Annotated in this window: 17 protein-coding genes; 4 read left to right on the top strand and 13 right to left on the bottom strand. The window is 74.3% G+C overall.

Annotation, left to right across the window (positions count from 1 at the left end; all coding sequences use genetic code 11):
• Positions 1-49: 49 nt before the first annotated feature.
• Together ACZ5UI_RS19380 and folP are read right to left on the bottom strand one after the other, a co-directional pair.
• Positions 50-2,311: a DEAD/DEAH box helicase gene (locus tag ACZ5UI_RS19380; RefSeq protein ID WP_464189993.1), complete on the bottom strand. Its 2,262-nt coding sequence runs from the start codon at positions 2,309-2,311 to the stop codon at positions 50-52.
• A complete protein-coding gene (gene folP, locus ACZ5UI_RS19375; RefSeq protein WP_464189991.1) occupies positions 2,308-3,213 on the bottom strand; it encodes a dihydropteroate synthase in 906 nt (301 codons plus the stop codon). The genes ACZ5UI_RS19380 and folP overlap by 4 nt, the downstream gene beginning before the upstream one ends.
• Positions 3,214-3,240: 27 nt before the next feature.
• On the opposite strand from folP, the gene ACZ5UI_RS19370 reads away from it, so the two are divergent.
• A complete protein-coding gene (locus tag ACZ5UI_RS19370) occupies positions 3,241-4,071 on the top strand; it encodes an HAD family hydrolase (protein ID WP_464189989.1) in 831 nt (276 codons plus the stop codon).
• Here the strand turns inward: ACZ5UI_RS19370 and ACZ5UI_RS19365 are convergent.
• Positions 4,068-5,129, bottom strand: coding sequence for an NAD(P)H-dependent glycerol-3-phosphate dehydrogenase (locus ACZ5UI_RS19365; RefSeq protein ID WP_464189987.1), 1,062 nt, complete (start codon positions 5,127-5,129; stop codon positions 4,068-4,070). The two genes, ACZ5UI_RS19370 and ACZ5UI_RS19365, sit on opposite strands and share 4 nt — an antisense overlap.
• A gap of 137 nt (positions 5,130-5,266) precedes the next feature.
• On the opposite strand from ACZ5UI_RS19365, the gene ACZ5UI_RS19360 reads away from it, so the two are divergent.
• Positions 5,267-6,394, top strand: a complete 1,128-nt coding sequence (locus ACZ5UI_RS19360; RefSeq protein ID WP_464189985.1) for an FIST signal transduction protein — start codon at positions 5,267-5,269, stop codon at positions 6,392-6,394.
• On the top strand, positions 6,391-8,586 hold the full coding sequence (locus ACZ5UI_RS19355; RefSeq protein ID WP_464189983.1) for a putative bifunctional diguanylate cyclase/phosphodiesterase: 2,196 nt from the start codon (positions 6,391-6,393) through the stop codon (positions 8,584-8,586). The genes ACZ5UI_RS19360 and ACZ5UI_RS19355 overlap by 4 nt, the downstream gene beginning before the upstream one ends.
• On the opposite strand, the gene ACZ5UI_RS19350 is transcribed toward ACZ5UI_RS19355, so the two are convergent.
• The 8 genes from ACZ5UI_RS19350 to ACZ5UI_RS19315 form a co-directional block, all read right to left on the bottom strand.
• Positions 8,568-9,194, bottom strand: coding sequence for a TetR/AcrR family transcriptional regulator (locus ACZ5UI_RS19350; RefSeq protein ID WP_464189981.1), 627 nt, complete (start codon positions 9,192-9,194; stop codon positions 8,568-8,570). The genes ACZ5UI_RS19355 and ACZ5UI_RS19350 overlap by 19 nt on opposite strands.
• Positions 9,195-9,335: 141 nt before the next feature.
• Positions 9,336-10,103 (bottom strand): hypothetical protein, encoded by a 768-nt coding sequence (locus ACZ5UI_RS19345; protein WP_464189978.1) that lies wholly within the window; start codon positions 10,101-10,103, stop codon positions 9,336-9,338.
• The gene (locus ACZ5UI_RS19340; RefSeq protein ID WP_464189976.1) at positions 10,100-10,705 is read right to left on the bottom strand and encodes a response regulator transcription factor; all 606 of its coding nucleotides are present in this window, start codon (positions 10,703-10,705) and stop codon (positions 10,100-10,102) included. Before ACZ5UI_RS19340 ends, ACZ5UI_RS19345 begins: the two co-directional genes overlap by 4 nt.
• Positions 10,702-11,871: a sensor histidine kinase gene (locus tag ACZ5UI_RS19335; protein WP_464189974.1), complete on the bottom strand. Its 1,170-nt coding sequence runs from the start codon at positions 11,869-11,871 to the stop codon at positions 10,702-10,704. Before ACZ5UI_RS19335 ends, ACZ5UI_RS19340 begins: the two co-directional genes overlap by 4 nt.
• Positions 11,864-12,640, bottom strand: coding sequence for an ABC transporter permease (locus tag ACZ5UI_RS19330; RefSeq protein WP_464189971.1), 777 nt, complete (start codon positions 12,638-12,640; stop codon positions 11,864-11,866). Before ACZ5UI_RS19330 ends, ACZ5UI_RS19335 begins: the two co-directional genes overlap by 8 nt.
• On the bottom strand, positions 12,637-13,551 hold the full coding sequence (locus ACZ5UI_RS19325) for an ABC transporter ATP-binding protein (RefSeq protein WP_464189969.1): 915 nt from the start codon (positions 13,549-13,551) through the stop codon (positions 12,637-12,639). Before ACZ5UI_RS19325 ends, ACZ5UI_RS19330 begins: the two co-directional genes overlap by 4 nt.
• A gap of 51 nt (positions 13,552-13,602) precedes the next feature.
• A complete protein-coding gene (locus ACZ5UI_RS19320; RefSeq protein WP_464189966.1) occupies positions 13,603-13,992 on the bottom strand; it encodes a hypothetical protein in 390 nt (129 codons plus the stop codon).
• A 10-nt stretch (positions 13,993-14,002) separates the two neighbouring features.
• A complete protein-coding gene (locus ACZ5UI_RS19315) occupies positions 14,003-14,365 on the bottom strand; it encodes a nuclear transport factor 2 family protein (protein WP_464189964.1) in 363 nt (120 codons plus the stop codon).
• An 87-nt stretch (positions 14,366-14,452) separates the two neighbouring features.
• Here ACZ5UI_RS19315 and ACZ5UI_RS19310 point away from each other — a divergent pair, with 87 nt between their 5' ends.
• A complete protein-coding gene (locus tag ACZ5UI_RS19310) occupies positions 14,453-15,214 on the top strand; it encodes a helix-turn-helix domain-containing protein (protein WP_464189961.1) in 762 nt (253 codons plus the stop codon).
• A gap of 36 nt (positions 15,215-15,250) precedes the next feature.
• Here ACZ5UI_RS19310 and ACZ5UI_RS19305 read toward each other — a convergent pair whose 3' ends face one another.
• Both ACZ5UI_RS19305 and ACZ5UI_RS19300 read right to left on the bottom strand, forming a co-directional pair.
• A complete protein-coding gene (locus ACZ5UI_RS19305; protein ID WP_464189959.1) occupies positions 15,251-16,213 on the bottom strand; it encodes an ATP-dependent DNA ligase in 963 nt (320 codons plus the stop codon).
• The gene (locus ACZ5UI_RS19300; protein ID WP_464189957.1) at positions 16,161-17,057 is read right to left on the bottom strand and encodes a DMT family transporter; all 897 of its coding nucleotides are present in this window, start codon (positions 17,055-17,057) and stop codon (positions 16,161-16,163) included. The genes ACZ5UI_RS19305 and ACZ5UI_RS19300 overlap by 53 nt, the downstream gene beginning before the upstream one ends.
• Positions 17,058-17,149 lie beyond the last annotated feature (92 nt).

The following is a 17,149-nucleotide window of genomic DNA, read 5'->3' as shown; positions in this document are numbered from 1 at the left end:
CGGGATTCGCCGCCCGCTGCAGCCTTGCGCAGGTTTGCGCAGCGAAGCGTCAGCTTCGCTGCAGCATCTCGGCCATCAGCTCCAGCGCGCCCGCCTTGGAGAGCGGGTCGTTGAGGTTGCCGCACTTGGGCGACTGCACGCACGACGGGCAGCCCGACTCGCACGGGCAGTCGGCGATCAGCCGATGCGCGTCGGCCACCAGCGTCTCGAACGTGTCGAAGCCCCGCCGGGAGATCCCGATGCCGCCCGGGTGGCCGTCGTAGATGAAGATCGTCGGGCCGCCGGTCTGCGGGTGGATGTTCGTCGACAGGCCGCCGATGTCCCAGCGGTCGCACATGGCCAGCAGCGGCAGGACGGCGATCTGGGCGTGCTCGGCGGCGTGCAGCGCGCCCATCAGGATCTCCAGCGGCAAGGGCGTGGTCAGGACGCCGGGCAGCTCGTACCAGAGCGCCTGCGTGGTGAACTCGGTCTGCGGCAGGTCCAGCGCCTGCAGGTCGATCACCTCGTGGTCGGGCAGGTGCTTGCGCTGGTAGGCGGTGACGGTCTCGGTCACCCGCACCTCCCCGAAGCTGAGGATCGCGCCCATCGTGTCGCGGCGGTCCAGCAGGCGCAGGATCTCGGTCTGCGTCTCGCGCTTGGGCTGCGTGTACCAGTCGCCGTCGAACGGCTCGACCAGCGCCCGGCGCGAGCCGAGCTCGAGCTCGACCACCTCGTACGACCGCGCCTGGTGCAGGTAGATCGCGCCCTGGTGCGTCGTCGAGTAGGCGCGCGACGCCTCGACCGTGCCCAACAGCTCGCCGGAGCTGACGTCGACCACCGCGAACGAGTCCGGCGAGGCGGAGCGCAGCGAGATCTGGGCGGCCGGGAACGCCTCGGCGTGGCGCAGCGCGAAGGTGCCGCGCCGCTGCACCAGCTCCCCCTGGGAGACCAGCGCTTCGGCGTGCTCGCGCCAGTGCGGGCCCAGGACGCCGGCGTCCCGGGCCGAGAGCGGCCCCTCGTGCGCGGCGCACAGCAGGTGGGCGCGGTGGATCTGCTCGTTCTCGTGGTCGAGGATGGCCGACTCGACCGGCCGGGCCAGGAACTCGTCGGGGTGGCGGCAGAAGAACTGGTCCAGCGCGTCCTCGCCGGCCACGTACACGGCCAGCCCGTCGCGCCGCCGGCCCGCGCGCCCCCACATCTGGCGCAGCGAGGCGACGGTGCCGGGGAAGGTCACGACGACGCACGCGTCGAGCGCGCCGATGTCGATGCCCAGCTCGAGCGCGTCGGTGGTGACGACGCAGCGCAGCTCGCCGCGCATCAGCCGTCCCTCGATCTCCCGGCGCTGCTGCGCGGTGTAGCCCGCGCGGTAGGGCTCGATCGCGTCGGCCAACGTGTGGTCCTCGGCGGCGACCATGCCGGTCACCAGCTTGGAGACGAGCTCGACCGCCTTGCGCGACTTGATGAAGCAGATCGTGCGCGCGTCGGCCAGCACGAGATCGCGCAGCAGCGCCGCGGCCTCGCCGATCGCGCTGGCCCGCTGCGCGGTGGCCTCGTCGATGATCGGCGGGTTCCACATGGCGATCCGCCGGGGCGCCGAGGGCGAGCCGTCGTCCTCGACCAGCTCGATGTCCTCCAGGCCGGTCAGCCGGGTGGCCAGCTCGACCGGGTTGGCGATCGTGGCCGAGGCGAGCATGATCCGCGGCTCGCTGCCGTAGGCGGCGGCGACGCGCCGCAGCCGGCGCAGGACGTTGGCCACGTGCGAGCCGAACACGCCGCGGTACACGTGCGCCTCGTCGACGACCACGACGTCCAGGCGGGTGAAGAAGTCGGCCCAGGCCCCGTGGTTGGGCAGGATCCCGACGTGGAGCATGTCGGGGTTGGTCAGCACGATGTTCGCGTTCTGGCGGATCGCCCGGCGGGCCTCGCGCGGGGTGTCGCCGTCGTAGATGGCCGGGCGCACGCGGTGGCCCAGGCCGAACGCGTTGAGCGCGCGCGCCTGGTCCTGGGCCAGCGCCTTGGTCGGGTACAGGTACAGCGCGCGGCTGGTGGGCACCGACAGCAGCTGGTTCAGCGTGGGCAGGTTGAAGCACATCGACTTGCCCGAGGCGGTGCCCGTGGTGACGATGAACGGGTGCTCCATCGCCGCCTGCACGGCGTGCGCCTGGTGGGCGTACAGGCCGTCGGGCGGCAGCGTGGCCAGCAGCTGGGGGTGCAGTGGCGGCGCCGGGCGCAGCACCGGGCGCCGCGCGCCCTCGTACTCCTCGCGCACGAGCCGTCCGTCGGCCCGGCCGGCGGCCAGCAGCTCCGTCCAGGGCTCGACGACGGTGCTCACGGCGTCGGGGCGGGCGGCTCGCGGCGCAGGTGCTCGGCCAGCACCGCGTCACGGTCGAGCTCGACGTCGCCGCGCAGCACCTCGAGCACCGCCAGGAAGTCGCGGACGGCGGCGACGTCGTGCACGCGCAGGATCTGGCCCGGGCGCCCGGACAAGGCGGCGATCGCGCCGAGCGTGCCGGCCAGGCGCTCCTTGGGCCGCCGCTGCGTGATCGCGCCCACGAAGTCCTTGCGCGACAGCGCCAGCAGCACCGGGTGGCCGAGCGCCTCGACGCGGTCCAGCTGGCGCAGCACCTGCACGGTCTGGGCGGGCGTCTTGGAGAAGTCGGGGCCGGGATCGACGATGATGCGGTTGCCGCCCAGCCCCTGCTCGCCGGCCACGGCGATGCGCTCGTGCAGGAAGGCGACGACGTCGTCGGTCACGTCGGCGTAGCGGTCGGGGTCGTCCAGTCGCGTCTTGGGCAGCGCGCGCGTGTGCATGACGACGAGCGCGGCACCGGTCCGCGCGCAGATCGCCGCGACCTCGGGATACAGCAGGCCGCTGACGTCGTTGATGATCGACGCGCCCGCGTCGATCGAGGCCTGGGCGACCAGCGGCCGGTAGGTGTCGACCGACACGAGGATGTCCCGCTGGGCCAGCGCCGCGACCAGCGGCACGACGCGCTCGGCCTCCAGCTCGGCCGGGATCTCCGCCTCGTTGGTCACGCCCGACTGGCCGCCGACGTCGATCAGGTCGGCGCCCGCGGCGACCAGCTCCTCGGCCCGGGCGACCCGGTCCTCGAGCGTGCGCAGCTCGCCGGCGTCGGAGAACGAGTTCGGCGTGGCGTTGACGATGCCCATCACCAGCGGCCGCAGGCCGATCTCGACGTGCCCGCCGGGGGTGAGGAAGGCGCGATGCTGCATCGCACGGAACGCTAGCGTCGGCGGGGCATGCCGACCCTTCGCTGTGCCTACATCGATCTCGACGGCACCCTGCTGGGCCGTGGCGCCTCCCTGTTCCACGACGGCGAGGGCAAGCCGTCGATGGCCGGCGTGCGCGCGGTCGAGGCCTGCCTGCGCGCGCAGGTGGAGATCGTGCTCGTGTCCGGTCGTCGTTCCCAGCAGCTGCACGAGGACGCGCGCCTGCTGGGCCAGCCCGCCTTCATCTTCGAGGCCGGCGCGGGCATGGTCGTCGACGGCGACCTGTACTGGAACACGGGCGACCTGGTGCCCCGCGACGGGCGCACGATCCACGACCAGATCACCGACTCGGGCGCGCCGCAGCTGCTGCTGGACCACTTCGCCGGCCGCATCGAGTACCACGAGCCGTGGCACCTCAACCGCGACGTCAGCCACCTGTTCCGCGGCCACATCGACGCCTTCGAGGCCGACGAGCTGCTCAAGGCCAACGGCCACGCGGACCTGCGCCTGGTCGACAACGGTGGCGTGCACCGCCGCTCGGAGGCGCTGGCCGACCTCGAGCAGGTGCGGGCCTACCACCTGATCCCGTCGCCCGCCTCCAAGGCGGTCGCGGTCGCCCGGCACATGCGCATGCGCGGCTACCGGCGCGACGAGACGATCGGCGTGGGCGACAGCCGCGAGGATCTGCAGCTGCACGAGGCGGTCGGCACGTTCTGGCTGGTGGCCAACGCGCTGGTCAACGACCCGACGATCGAGCAGGCGATCGGCGCCGCCGGCAACGTGCGCGTGGCCGAGGCGGGCTACGGCGCCGGCGTGTACGAGGCGGTCCTCGAGACGCTCGCCGTCGGGCGCCCCCTTTAGCCGCTGGAGCTCAAGCGCGCGCGCAGGCGCGCCCAGAAGCCGGGCTCGGGTCGTCGCCGCCGCCGCGCCGGCGTGGGCACCGTGGTGCGCACCAGGCCGACCCATCCGTCGAGCGGCAGCTCGCCGGCGATCAGGCGGGCCAGCCCGCCGGTCACCGGCGCCTCGACCCCGGCCCGCTGCAGCGCCCGGGCCAGCAGCGGCACCAGGTCCAGCGACTCGACGGCCTGGCCGATGCGGGCGGGGATCTCGGCCGCGGGCACGCCCTCGGCCAGCAGCTCGCCCGCGCGACGATTGCGGCTCTGCGGCGCCAGCGCGGTGGCCACCAGGTCGCCGGTGCCGGCCAGGCCGATGAACGACTCGGGCCGGGCCCCCTGCGCCTCGGCGTAGCGCCACAGCTCGGCGAAGATGTGCCCCGCCGCCGCGCCCGCGGCGTTCAGGCCCTGACCCTCGGTCGCGCCCGCGGCCAGCGCCGCCGCGTTCTTCGCCGCGCCCGCCAGCTCCACCCCGACCGGGTCGTCGGCCTCCTCGCAGACGACCCCGGCGCGCTTGAACACGTCGGCCAGCGTGCCGGCCAGCTCCTCGGAGGTGGAGGCGGCGACCAGGCCGGCGCCCTCGCTGACCATCTCGCGTGCGTGCGCGGGTCCGCCGATGCAGGCCACGCGGTCCTCGCCGAAGCGGTCGCGCAGCAGGATCGTCGGGGCGATGCCGTCCGGTGGCACCAGACCCTTGGCCAGCGAGACGACCGCCGCGCGCGGCGGCAGGCCCGCGCTGCCCAGGGTGCTGATCACCTCGTCCAGCCCCCGCGAGGGCACGCCCAGGAAGACCAGCTCGGCCCGGGCCAGGCCCGCGTCGACGGTGTCGATGCGCAGCTGCGCGGGAAACTCCACGCCCGGCAGGTAGACCCGGTTCTCGCGGTCGGCCCGCAGCCGCTCGGCCTGCTCGGCGGTGCGCGCCTGGAGCGTCGTGCGCAGGCCCGCGCGCGCCAGCAACACGGCCACCGCGGTTCCGAACGAGCCCGCGCCGACCACGACGGCCCGGCGCGTGCCGGGCAGACTCAAGCTGAACGATGGGAGCGAGCGATCGGCCACGCGCGGCAGCGAGCGTAGCTCCCCGGCGCTCGTTCACTTGTCCAGCCGGTCGCTCTGGCGGTTCGATCGCTATTCAACCCGGCGCGCCAACAGCCGATCCTGGGTCCATGGGGACGGATCCCCAACCCACCGCGCTGCCCGTGCGCGACCGTTGGGTCGGCTTCGGCCAGGCCACCGACCACGGCGACCCTGTCGCCGCGGCGACCGACGCCGTCGCCCAGGCCCTGGCCGCCGGCCCCGACCCGGCCCTGCTGATCGCCTTCGCCACGGCGGCCCAGGCGCTGCCCACGCTGGCCGTCGCGCTGCGCGACGCCGCGCCGGGCGTGCCCGTCGTGGGCGCGTCGACGACCCGGCCGCTGGCCCCGCCCGGTGCGGACCTCACCGTCGTCGCGCTGGGCGGGCCCGGCATCGAGGTCTCGACCGTGGCCATCGAGTACGCGGGCGCCGACCTGCGCGACGCGGGCATGGAGGCGGCCGCGGCGCTCGGCGACGTCGCCGACCGCGACCACCACGCGCTGCTCCTGCTGGCCGACACGTCCACGGGCGACCAGCACGAGCTGGTGCGCGGCGCCTACTCGATCGCGGGAGCGGGCGTGTCGCTGATCGGCTCCACCACGCGCGTGCCGGGCGTCCAGCTGCACGACGGGCGCGCGTTGACCGGGGCGGTGGTCGCCGCGGCGATCGGCTCCGACGCGCCCTTCGGCGTCGGCGTGGCCCACGGCTGGCAGGCCATCGGCCAGCCGCTGCACGTCACGCGGACCGACGGCGCGGACCTGCTCACGCTCGACGGGCGCCCGGCCCTGGACGTCTACCTCGAACGCACGTCGGCCCCCGCCGGCCTGGACACCGATCCGGCCGGCTTCGCGCGCTTCGCCGACGCCCATCCGCTCGGCGTGCGCCTGCACGCCGACGAGGAGCACGTGCGCCTGGTGCTCGGCGCCGACCTGGAGCGCCGCAGCCTGCGCACCACGGCCGAGCTGCCGCAGGGCGGCCTGGCCTGGCTGATGGTGCGCGACGGGCACGCGGTGGCCCGCGCCGCGCGCGTGGCCTGCGACGACGCCGTGCGCCGCCTGGGCGACCACCCGCCGCTGGCGCTGCTGGCCTTCGGCGAGCTGGGCACGCTGCCGGACCTGGGCGCGCCGCTGGCCGGTCTGTCGGGCGCCGGCGAGTTCGCCCGTGCGCGCGGCGTCAACGGCTTCCACAACTACTCGCACGCGGTGCTGGCGGTCGCATGAGCTGGGAGACCGAGCGCCTGACGGAGTTCGTGGTCGCGCTCAGCCAGTTCGACGCGGCCGAGTCCGTGGCCGAGCGCGGCGTCGAGCGCGCCGCGGAGGCGCTGGACGCCGACGTGGCCGCGCTCGTGCGTGACGGCGCCGTCGCCGCCTCCTACGGGTGGCCGCGCATCGAGGTGCCCGAGCGCGAGCTGCTCGCCGTCGGGGCGTGCGCGGAGACCGAGCTGCCGATTCCCGGCGGGACGCCGTGCCCGGCGCTCTCGGTCGCGCTGGACGACGGCCGCGACGGGGTGCTGATCGTCGGCCGCCGGGGCGAGCCGTTCGACGCCGCCGAGACGACGCTCCTGCGCGGCCTGGCCCGCGGGCTGGCGCAGTCGCTGCAACTGCTCGGCGTCGTGGAGAACGAGCGCGCCCTGCGCATCCGCTCCGAGCAGCAGGCGCTGGAGAACACCCGGCTGCTGAAGGGCCTGCGCGAGCGCCAGCGCCTGCTGGAGGCGATCAGCGCGATCCAGCGCTCGATCTCCCATCGCGAGCCGCTGCAGGACACGCTGGACGCGGTGGTCAGCGCGGCCGCCGAGCTGCTCGACGACCCGCAGGCGGCGATCGAGCTGACCAGCTCCGGCCACCGGCCGGACGGGATCAGCGCTCGCGCGGTGGCCGACAACCGCCTGCACGTCGTCGAGGGCGCGCACGCGGCGATGGCCGCGCCCGTGCACGAGCAGGGCGAGGTCGTCGGCGCGCTGGTCGTGCGCTCCCGGCGCGGCGAGCGCACGTACTCGCGCGTCGAGCAGGGCATCCTGGTGGCGCTGGCCGAGAACGCGAGCCTCGCGGTGACCGACGCCAAGACCGTCGGCGCGATGGTCCACCAGGCGCTGCACGACACGCTCACCGGACTGCCCAACCGCGCCCTGTTCGTCGACCGGATGGCCCACGCGCTGTCGCGCCGCGGCACGGAGGTCGCGGTCCTGTTCTGCGACCTCAACCGCTTCAAGGCGATCAACGACACGCTCGGCCACGCCGCCGGCGACGCGCTGCTGATCGCGGTGGCCGAGCGCATCAACCGCTGCCTGCGCGGCGCCGACACCGCGGCACGCCTGGGCGGCGACGAGTTCGCCGTCCTGCTGGAGGACGTGCAGGACATGGGCGACGCGGTCGCGGTGGCCGAGCGCATCGCCAAGGCCTTCCGCGCGCCGTTCTCGCTCGACGGCCACGAGGTGTTCTGCGGCTGCTCGATCGGGATCGCCCGCGGCCACGGGGGCGGCGACGAGCTGCTGCGCAACGCCGACGTGGCGATGTACCGGGCCAAGGGCGACGGGCTGGACTGGGCCGTGTTCGAGCCGTCGATGCGCGCCGAGGTCGTCGAGCGCCTGGAGCTCGAGGCCGACCTGCGCAAGGCCGAGGAGCGCGGCGAGCTCGAGGTCCACTACCAGCCGCTGGTGGCGCTGGCCGACGGCGCGCTGTCGGGCTTCGAGGCGTTGATCCGCTGGCGGCATCCCCAGCGCGGGCTCGTCGCGCCGGCCGCCTTCATCCCGGTGGCCGAGGAGAGCGGGCTGATCCACTCGGTCGGCCGCTGGGTGCTGAACACCGCGTGCGCGCAGGCCGCCCATTGGGATCGCGTGTGCCCGACGCGCCCGGGGCAGGCGCCGCGCTGCATCACGGTCAACCTGTCGGGCCTGGAGCTCGAGCGCCCGGATCTCGTCGATCAGGTCGCCGCGGCGCTGAAGGCCAGCGGGCTGGCGCCCGAGCGGCTCGTGCTGGAGATCACCGAGACGGTGCTGATGCACGACACCGAGGCGACGATCGAGCGGCTGGCCGCGCTGAAGGAGCTCGGCGTGCGCCTGGCCGTCGACGACTTCGGCACCGGGTACAGCTCGCTGCGCTACCTGAGCCGCTTCCCCGTGGACCTGCTGAAGATGGCCAAGCCGTTCGTCGACGGCGTCGACCAGGGCGAGCAGGGCGCGGCGCTGGCCCGCACGATCATCGACCTGGGCGCCTCGCTGGACCTGGCCATCATCGCCGAGGGCATCGAGCTCGGCGCCCAGCTCAGCCAGCTGCGCGCGATGTCCTGCGAGTACGGCCAGGGCTACCTGTTCGCGCGCCCGCTGACCGTGCGCCAGATCGACGCGCTGCTGGCGGATCCGAGCAAGCTGGGCGGCTTCAAGGCCGGCACCGCGCTCTACGCCGTCGGCGGGTAGAGCCCCCGCTCCAGCACGGCCAGCGCCTGCTCGACCTCGGCCCGGGCCCGGTCCAGCACCGCCTGCGTGTCGCCGCCGTCGCGCAACCCCTGGACGATCAGCCGCATCATGCCCAGCTGCAGCCCGAGCAGGGCGCCGGCGACCGACCATGTGCGCGGGGACTCGGCGGGGATCTGCAGCGCCTCGCCGATCGCCACCGTCAGCGCCTCGGCGTTCTTGACCATCATCTCGCGGGCCCGGCGCTGCAGCGCCGGGCTGCCCGAGATGATGTCGGCCATGCCGACCAGCGGCTGACCGGGGAACGACGCGACGCGGGCCAGCAGCGCCTCGGGCACGCGCCGGAAGCCCTCGGCGATCGAGGTTCCGTCCGGCCGATCGCGGACCGCGGCGACGAGCGCCTCGCGCATCGCCTCCTCCTCGTCGAAGACGAGGTCCTCCTTGGCCGGGAAGTAGTTGAAGACCGTCTGCTCGGAGACGTCGGCCGCACGCGCGATCTCGGCCACGGTCACCGCGTCGTAGCCGCGCTGCGCGAACAGGCCCATCGCGACGTCCGAGATCGCCTTGCGGCGCTCGCGCTTCTTGCGCTCCCGCAGACCTTCGCTGGTCACGGGTTGATTCTATACCCGCTCCAATGTTAGAGTCACCCTAAGTTTATGGGCCTTGGACGAGAGAACCCCACGCGCGTCCTCGCCGTGATGGCGGACGACAGCCAGCGCGAGATGGTCGCGGGCGTGCTCGCCGCGCTCGGGCTACGCGGGCCCGACGGGGAGGTCGTCGCCGGGCTGACCGGTGCGCCCGTGGACGTAGCCGCGCACCGTCGCCCACAGCAGTAGCGCGCTGGCGTCGATCGTCGGCTCCAGCCCGGCGCCGCCGAACCGCACGATGCCGGCCAGGTGGCGCAGGCTGGCCTCCTCGACGTCGCCCGGGGGCGCGGCGTCCTCGGTGCGGGCCACGTTCCAGCCGTCCGCGTAGGCCCACAGCGCCGCGGCGCGCACGTCGCCCGCGGTGCCCTCCAGCTGGGCCCGCACGTCGGCCAGCGCGGCGGCCACCTCGGGCGCCCGGCGCGCCTGCGGGTCGCGCGGGAGCAGCTCGGCCTCGGTGGCCATCCGCGCGGCGACCTTCCCGGCCAGCGTGTCGGTCGGCGGGCCCTGCCGGCGCCGCCGCGCGCGGGCCGCCGCCGGTCCGGCCTCGGCGAGGATCGCGGCCACGGCCAGCACGATCACCGCGACCGAGCCCAGGGCGATGCCGGCGAGCAGGACGAGCGCCGCCAGCGACACCGCCGACATCCACGCCTGCTCGTCGAGGTGGCTGAGCAGGGGACGCCGGCCGAAACCGGCGCGCGCCGCCTGGGCGTGGCGGGCCCGCCGGCCGATCGCGTCCCACAGTCCCACGGCCAGCGTCAACGCCCCGGCGACCCCGAACGGCACGGCGGCGGGGACGAACAACCCGACGATCAGCGCCGCCGCGGCGCCGAGCATCAGGGCGATCCGGACGACGAGCCAGCGCGGCCCGGTCACAGCCAGCCCTTGTCGTCGGCGACGCGCACCGCCTCGGCCCTGGTGTGGGCGTCGAGCTTGCCCATCGCCGACGACAGGTAGTTGCGCACCGTCCCCGGGGACAGGTGCAGGCGCTGGGCCAGCGCGGCGACCGTGTCCCCGCCCCGGGCCGCCGCCAGCACCTCCCGTTCGCGGGCGGTCAGGGGGCTGTCGCCCTCGCTCAGCGCGGCCACCGCCAGCTCGGGATCGACGACGCGCTCGCCGGCGGCCACGCGCCGGATGGCCACGGCCAGCTGCTCGACCGGCGCCGTCTTGAGCAGGAAGCCGGCGGCGCCCTGCTCCAGCGCCCGCCGCAGGTAGCCGGGCCGGGCGAACGTGGTCAGCACCAGCGCGCGCACCTGTGGCAGCTCGCGGGCCAGCGCCGCGGTGGCCGCCAGCCCGTCGCCGCCGGGCATCTCGATGTCCAGCAATGCGACGTCGACCGCGCCCGCCCGCGCGGCGTCGACCACCTCGTCGCCCCGCGCGGCCTGCGCGGCGACCTCGATGTCGGGCTCCAGGGCCAGCAGCGCGGCCAGCGCGCCGCGCACCATCGATTGGTCCTCGGCGATCAGGACCCGGATCATGCGAGCGCGCCGAGCGGCACGCGCAGCTGCAGCTCGTAGCCGCCGTCGGGGCGGGGACCGGCGTTCATCTGCCCTCCGGCCGCGGCGGCCCGCTCGGCCAGGCCGCGCAGCCCGGTGCCGTCGCCGTCGGCGATCAGCTCGGCCTGCCCGTCGTCGGTCACCGCCAGCGTGGCCTCCCGGCCGGCCACGGCGATGCGGATCGCGCAGTGGCGGGCCTCGCTGTGGCGGATGACGTTCGTCGTGGCCTCGCGCACGCCCCAGGCCAGCACCGCTTCGCGGCTGGGCGGCAGGGCCACGTCGGCGTGCTCGACCGTGCAGGCGATCCCGGCGGCATCCAGCGCGCTGCGCGCGCCGGCCAGCTCGGAGGCCAGCGCGGGCTGGCGGTAGCCCGAGACCGCCTCGCGGACCTGCGACAGCGCGGTGCGCGAGACGTTCTCCACGTCGCGCAGCTCGCGCTGCGCGGCGTCCGGGTCGCGGTCCATGAGCCGCCGCGCGAGCTGGGCCTTGAGCGAGATCACCGACAGGTCATGCCCGAGCAGGTCGTGCAGGTCACGGGCGAAGCGCAGGCGCTCCTCGTCGACGCGGCGCACGGCCAGCTCCTCCTGCGCGCTGCGCAGCGCGTCGTTGGCCCGGATCAGACGCCCGAAGGAGAACATCAGGAAGCCGATGGCCAGGGTCGTCGCGGTCAGCGACACGCCGACGCCGTCCTCGTCACCGGACAGGCCGAACAGCACCACCGCGCACGCGGCCGTGCACGCGAAGATCCAGCGCGCGGCCCAGCGGTCGTTGGCCAGCGAGATGCCGCCGGCCGACGCGCAGTAGACGAACAGGACCGACCACGAGACGCGATCGACCGCCGTGAGCGCGAACGCTCCGGCCAGCAGCACGGTCAGCCACACCAGGTTCTCGCGGTCGCTGGGCTCGTCGACGCGCGCGATCACCCAGAACAGGTAGATCCCGATCCAGGCGACCAGCCCGGCGTAGATCGCCACCATCCGCCACGCCGGCTCGTGCGCGGTGGCCAGGTCGATGATCGGCCACAGCAGCCAGGCCATCGACAGGCCGATCCCGATCGACTTGCGCACGCGGCCGGCCCGCGTCACGGGACGCAGGCCGGGAGCGAAGATCGGCTCGCGCGTCCGCGACGCGCAGTCGGTCTCAGGCACGGCGGGACAGCGATCGCATGGTGTTGGCCATCATCGCGCAGCCGGCGATCGTCCACAGCGCCAGCACCACGAGGTCGTGGGCGGCGAAGCCCGGGGCGGCGGTCGACGGGTCGAACGCGGTGGCGATCCCGTCGGCCAGCGGCTTGAGCGGGAAGGCGCCGGCGATGTCCGTGACCCAGGTGGGCGCGTCGTCGATCGGGAACCACACGTTGGAGATGAACGTCAGCGGCAGCGTGATGACCATCAGGATGCCCATCCCGGTCTCGGGCTTGGAGACGATCCGCGAGGCGGCGACGCCCAGCGTGGTGAAGCAGGCGGTCCCCAGGATCAGCGTGACGAGCAGCCCCGGCAGCGTGTCCAGGCGCAGGTTGGCCCCGAACAGCGCCACGCCGACCACGAGCATGATCGTCACCGACAGCGCCACGACGAGCACGCACGAGCCGAGCACGCCGGCCACGTAGGCGGCCCACGGCAGCGGGGTCAGGCGCACGCGCTTGAACACGCCGTACGTGCGCCGGTAGGCGAAGCTCATCGCCGTCGAGTTGAAGCCGATCAGGACGATCGCGTAGGCCACGATGCCGGGCACGTAGAAGTCGATCATCGACAGCCCGCTGCGGGTGTCGAGCTTCGAGCCGTGGGTCAGCGCGCCGAACACGAGCAGGTACATCAGCGGGAAGGCCACGGCGAAGAAGGCGGCGCGGCGGTTGCGCCAGAACGAGCGCTGCTCGTAGCGCACCTGCCAGGCGGCGAGGGCGGCGGTGTCGCTCATGAGGTGGCCTCCGTGAGGGCGAGGTAGACGTCTTCCAGGGTCGGTTGGGCGACGGTGAAGCGGGCCAGCGGCACGTCGCGCTCCAGGGCCCAGCCGGTGATCAGGTGCGTGGCACCGACGCCGTCGTCGGTCGTGACCAGCACGCGGCCGTCGGCTTCGACGGACACCGCGGCGCCCGGCAGCGCGGGGAGATCGGCGGCGGTCCAGCCGCCGGGCAGGACGAAGCGGATCTCGGCCGGGGCGCGGTCGCGCCCGCCGATCGCCTCGGTCGGCCCGCAGTCGACGATGCGCCCGTCGACCATCACCGCGACACGGTCGGCCAGGAACTGCGCCTCGTCCATGTAGTGCGTGGTCAGCAGCACGGTCATCCCGCTGTCGGCGCACAGCCGGCGGATCGTCGACCAGGCCGCCCGGCGGGCGTGCGGATCGAAGCCGGTCGTCGGCTCGTCCAGGAACAGCACGTCGGGCGAGCCGACCAGCCCGAGCGCCAGGTCCAGGCGCCGGCGCTGGCCGCCCGACAGCGCGTCGGTGCGGGTGTCGCGCTTGGCGTCGAGCTCGACCAGCTCGATCAGCTCGTCCGGCGTGCGCGGGTGGCGGTACCAGCGGGCGCTCATCTCCAACAGCTCGCCGACGGTCAGGTCGGCGCCCAGCGCGGTGTCCTGCAGCACCACGCCGATGCGGTCGCGCAGCGAACGGGCCCGCTTGGCCGGGTCCTGGCCGAGCACGCGCACGCTGCCGGCGGAGGGGTCGCGATGCCCTTCGAGCATCTCGACCGTGGTCGTCTTGCCCGCGCCGTTGGGACCCAGCAGGCAGAAGACCTCGCCCGGCGCGACGCTCAGGGAGACGTCGCGGACGGCTTCGATCTCGCCGTAGGTCTTGCCCAGGTGGCGGGCGTCGATGGCGAATTCCATGATCGGTCCACGGTCCCACCGGCCCGGCCCGCCCGGTAGTGGAGCGCGTCCTCAGTTGGGCATGACATCTGTCATCAGCTGCGCGGCGAGCTGCGCGCCGGCGGCCTCCAGCTCCGCCGTCGAGCCGGCCACGACCACGTACTGCAGATCGAGGATCCGCTTGTCGAACGGGTCCAGCGCGTCCTCACCGGTCAGCGCGTGGCAGGGCACGCCGCCCTGACGCGCCCGCGTGGCCACCTCGAAGAGGCCGCGGCCCAGCGCGGCGCGGTCCAGCCGCGGCGCGCCCACGACGAGCGCGAACGACGCGCGCAGACGCCCATCGAACGTGTCCTCGATGCCGTCGGCCAGGTCGTACACGTCGGGCTCCGCCAGGCCCCCGGCGACCAGGCCGCGGGCGAACGCGTCCGGGGCCAGGCCGTCGAGGGCGAGCAGGAGCCGCATGGCGGCGAGGTTAGACCGGATCGACGAACCCGGTCACGTCGCGCAGCCGGCCGTCGGCGTCGACGATCGCGATGTCGCGACCGATGGCCACCGGGCCGTCCGGCCCGACGAGCGTCCAGCTGAAGCGGACGCGGTCGTTGTGGGCGTCGACGTCGTCGATCGGCTCGAGGTGGTGGCCCGGGAGCCCCTCCTGCGCGGCCGCGATCATCGCGTCCAGGCCGTCGTGCCCGGCACCCGAGCGGTGGGCGTCGACGTAGGTGGCGTCGGCGGCGAAGGCCCGTTCGACGAGCGCGCGGCGCGCGTCGGCGTCGGGCTCGTTCCAGGCGGCCAGGTAGTCGTCGACGACGGTGGTGATGGGGGTGATGGTGGACATGGACGGCAGCGTCGCGCGCCGTCGGCACCGCCGCGATTCCCTCCCAGGTAATGGAGCGGGCGCACCGGCGGCGGTAGCGTCGGCGTCATGGTCGGCCCGCTCCTGCGTGACTGGCGCCAGCGCCGGCGTCTCAGCCAGATGGACCTCGCCCTGGAGGCGGGCGTCTCGACCCGCCACCTGAGCTTCGTCGAGACCGGCCGGTCGCGGCCCAGCCCGGCGCTGGTGCTCAACCTGGCCGAGCAGCTCGACGTGCCGCTGCGCGATCGCAACCAGCTGCTGCTGGCCGCCGGCTACGCGCCCGTCTACCAGCAGCGCGACCTCGACGACCCCGAGCTGGAACCGATACGCGACGCGATCGAACAGGTGCTCCGCGGCATCGAGCCGCACCCGGCGGTCGTCGTCGATCGCCACTGGGAGCTGCTGGCCGGCAACAGCGGCCTGGCCTTCCTGACCGAGGGCGTCGATCCCGCGCTGCTGGCGCCGCCGGCCAACGTCCTGCGCGCCGCGCTGCATCCCGACGGGATGGCCCCGCGCATCGCCAACCTGGGCGAGTGGCGCGCGCATCTGCTCGAGCGGCTGACCGGCCAGATCGAGATCACCGGCGACGCGCAGCTGCGCTCGCTGCACGAGGAGCTGTGCGCCTATCCGGCGCCCGCCTTCGATCGCGAGGTGCCCCGCGGCGGCGCGATCGCCGTCCCGCTGCGCGTGCGCCACGACGCGGGCGAGCTGTCGTTCATCTCGACGATCACGACGTTCGGCACGGCGATCGACATCACCGCCTCCGAGCTCTCGATCGAGACGTTCTTCCCGGCCGACGCGCACACCGCCGAGGTCATGCGAGCCCGTTAGGACCGCTCCTGCGGTCGCCGACGGGCGTGGCGCTGATCAGCTGTCGAGCTGGTCGATCGAGCACGCGGACGGATCCTTGTCCTCGCGCCAGCGCTGCACCTTGGCGCCGTGACGGATCCGTCCGTCGCTGACGTGGTCGAAGGTCACCTCGACCACCAGCTCGGGGCGCAGGCCGACCCACGCGAGGTCGCGGCCCGCGCTCCAGCGCGAGGGCTCGCCGTCGCCGCGCTCGCCCGTCTCGTACGGCTTGAGCTTGGCGGGCAGCTCGCGCTTCTCCTTGGCGGTGAAGCCGGATGAGTGGCCGATCACGCGCAGCTCGCCGGCGTGGTCGTAGAGCCCGATGATCAGCGCGCCGACGGTGCCCTCCTCCTTGCCGGGCCGCCAGCCGCGCACGACGGCGTCGATCGTGCGTACGCGCTTGATCTTCACCATGCCCTTGCGCTCGTTGGGGCGGTAGGGCTGGTCGAGCTGCTTGGCGATCACGCCCTCGGCCCCGTGCAGCCAGGCCTCGGCGTCGGCGGGATCGGTGACGCTGGGCGTCAGGTCCACCGACGTGGCGTTGGTCACGTGGGCGGCGACGAACGCCTCCAGCCGGGCGCGGCGCTCGTGCTGGGGCAGCTCGAGCAGGATCTCGTCCTCGACGCTGAGCAGGTCGAAGGCCACGAACCGGCTGGGCGTCTGCTCGGCGAGCATGGCGACGCGGCTGGCCGCCGGGTGGATGCGCTGGCCGAGCAGGCCGAACTCCTGGCCGCCGTGCTCGTCGAGGATCACGATCTCGCCGTCGAGCACGTAGCGGCCGGGCGGGAAGGCCAGCTCGGGGAAGTAGCGCGTGAGCGGCTTGCCGTTGCGCGACTGGATCTCGGCGCGGTCGCCGTCGACGAAGACGATCGCCCGGAAGCCGTCCCACTTGGGCTCGTAGGACCACCCCGGCGCGGGCGGCAGGGCCTTACGCGAGAGAGCGAGCTGGGGCAGCAGCGGCGGGGACAGGGGCAGCGGCACGCTGCCTGGACCCTACCCGCACGTTGATCAACGCGACGGCCGCGATCACGCCCGCGCCGCCCAGCAGCTGCACCGGGCCGAGGCGGTCGCCGAAGACGACCATGGCCAGGCCGACCGTGAGGACCGGCTCCAGCGTGGCCACGATCGCGGCGGTGGCGGGGCCGACGCGGCGCAGGCCGACGAGGAACGCGACCGTGGGCACGACGGTCGAGATGAGCGCCACGCCGGTGACCGCCAGCCACCCCTGCGTGGTCACGTGCAGGTTGGGCCCGCCGTGGACGACGCTCCACGCGCCGACGGCGACCGCGGCGGCGGTGATGACCATCGCGGTGAGCAGGAACGGATCGGTGTCGGCCGCGTGGCGGTCGCTGACCAGGATGTAGCCGGTGTAGGTGATCGCGGCGGCGAAGACCAGCGCGATGCCGACCGGATCCAGCGCGCCGGCCGAGCCGCCGCCGAGCAGCACCAGGACGGTGCCGGCGGAGGCCAGCGCGAGGGCGCCGATGCGGCGGGCGGTGGCGCGCTCGCGGCCGATGATCACGGCGCCGACCAGCACGAGCGTCGGGTACACGTAGAGGAGCAGGCTGGCCAGCGAGGCGTCGAGGCGCTCGAGGCTGGCGAAGAAGGTGGCGGCCTGGAGGGCGTAGCCGATCGCGCCGAGGCCGGCGGCCACCAGCACCGCTCGCAGCGTCGGGCGCGCGGGGCGGCGGATGGCCACGATCACCCACAGCACGGCCGCGGCGATGACGAAGCGGGTCAGCAGCAGCGACGGGACGTCGAAGCCGGCCTCGTAGCCCAGCTTGGCGAAGATGGCCATCGCGGCGAAGCCCGCGGCGGCGAGCATGCAGAGCAGAACGCCCTGCTGCTCGCGCTGCTGGGATGTATGTGGGCCGCTCAACGAACCTGGGAGCGCTCGTCGAAGCCAGGGCGCTGTTC

Source organism: Conexibacter sp. JCM 18997 (assembly GCF_055391915.1).
This window is presented reverse-complemented; position numbering and strand designations above follow the sequence as displayed.